This window comes from Brotocaccenecus cirricatena, from assembly GCF_020687045.1.
Lineage (GTDB): Bacteria > Bacillota > Clostridia > Oscillospirales > Oscillospiraceae > Vescimonas > Vescimonas cirricatena.
Map to the genome: position 1 here is coordinate 1 of NZ_JAJEPW010000136.1, position 2,077 is coordinate 2,077.

The 2,077-nt window shown below is 51.3% G+C and carries 2 protein-coding genes; both read left to right on the top strand.

Features of this window, described 5'->3' with window-relative positions; genetic code table 11:
* Window positions 1-1,317, top strand: a 1,317-nt coding sequence (locus LKD37_RS17375) for an ATP-binding protein (protein ID WP_302930316.1), incomplete at its 5' end; no start/stop codon positions are given.
* A 201-nt stretch (window positions 1,318-1,518) separates the two neighbouring features.
* The coding region (locus tag LKD37_RS17380; protein ID WP_302930317.1) for a hypothetical protein at window positions 1,519-2,077 on the top strand (559 nt) is incomplete at its 3' end.

The window sequence follows — 2,077 nt, forward strand, 5'->3', positions numbered from 1 at the left end:
ACGATTCGGCGGTTTGCCGTTTTATCCGGCGCAAGGCGTGTCGGCAAGACGACGATCATGTATCAGATGATGAACAGCCTGATCGACGAGGGCGTAAACCCCAAAAATATCCTGTATGTATCTTTCGACAATCCGATTGTAAAGCTCGTCAATGTGGAGACAGTCCTTTCCATCTATGAGTCCCTTTACCCCATTGAGGGAACAAGATATATTTTTCTCGATGAAATTCAATATACCGAGCATTGGGAGCTTTGGATGAAGGTCATCTACGACAGCAGGAAGGACATTCGCCTTACAGCGACTGGCTCGGCCAGCCCGATATTGGAAAAAGGCTCGACCGACAGCGGGACGGGGCGATGGAGCATCCTGAAGATACCCACCATGTCGTTTTACGAGTATTGTCGTCTGCTGCAAATTGAAGAGCCGATTCTCCCGGACAATTTGCGGCTCACAAGGCTCGTAAAAATGAGCAAAGCGGAGTTGGGCGATCTGATGGATCGGTTTGCGCCGCTGGAAGGTCATTTCAACCGTTACCTTATGATCGGTGGCTTTCCTGAGCTTGTATTATCCGACGATGATATGTATGCACAGCGGATGCTGCGGGAAGATGTGGTGGATAAGGTTATCAAGCGTGATGTTCTGACACTTTTTAATATCCGAAGCCCGCTTCTGATGGAAAAACTGTTTTTGTATCTCTGTATGAACTCAACGGAAATTTTCAGCGTTACCACGGCGGCAAAGGAATTGGAAAATACCTCTGCCGCTACAATAGACAGCTATATCGAGGCGCTTGAAATGTCTAACCTGATTTATCTGTCGAAGCCGATGGATGTGGGCAGCAAGGGTGCTTTGAAGGGCAAACCGAAGATATACATTGCCGACGCCGCCATACGCAACGCCGTTCTGATGATAGACGACGTTCTTTCGGATGAGCGAGAGCTTGGGGCGATGGTGGAAACGACGGTATATAAGCATATCGTATCCTTCTATCAGGGCAGCACGGCGCAGCTCGGCTACTTCAGAAAGGCAAAGGATAATCAGAAAGAGGTCGATGTGGTCATTGAGCTGCCCCGTGAAAAGATTCTCTGTGAGGTAAAATACCGCAACAACTCCCATATACCTGCTACGGACGCCATCGTCGAACTCTGCAAGGATGAAAGTGCAAAGGTCACAAGCGCATTTCTCATCACGAAGCAACTGGACGATTTCGGCATTGCAAAGCACGAAACCCAGGTGCCGATTCTGCGTGTGCCCGCCATTGCGTTTCTGTATCTGCTGGGGAAAGCGGAGGCCGACGGACAAAATGGAAAAATGTAACACCTATGGCACAATGCCCGCTTGTCACAACAGGCGGGCGTTCTTCTGTCAGCTTGATTGACGAGTGGCAGTCGCTGCACTTGAAATTTTGTGCTTATAGCGGCAAGCTTCACGTGGAAACATATTAAGAGCCTGTCATCTCTCATACATAGAGTGCCCAATTCCGGGTGCTCTAATTTTTTACCCGAAGGAGGTAGCCCTATGCCGAGTAAATATCAGGAATACAGGCAGATGGCAGACACAGCGGAGCGGCAGCTCACAAGCAGCTACAAAAGCTGGACGCAGTTCCTGCGCACAGCCGCGCGGCTCTACAAGTATCCTTATAACGAACAGGTCATGATCCACGCCCAGAGGCCGGATGCAACCGCCTGCGCCGAGTACGATTTCTGGAACAAAAAGATGGGGCGCTTTGTCCGGCGCGGCTCCACCGGCATTGCCCTTATAGACACAAGCGGCCAGAAGCCGCAGCTGCGATACGTCTTTGACGTGGCCGACACCGGCGAACGGGAACACTCGCGCCCCGTGCATCTCTGGCAGTTCCGCGCAGAGCATGAGGATGCCATCGCTGCCACGCTGGAGCGGAGCTACGGTGTGTCCGGCAGCAATGGCATTGTCGAGCAGATGGAGTCAGCGGCTGCCCAGCTTGTAAAGGAATACTGGGTGGATAACAAGCGGGACATCCTCTACAACATTGACGATTCCTATCTTGATGGGTATGATGAGTTCAACGCCGAGGTACAGTTCCGAAACGCTGCAAAAG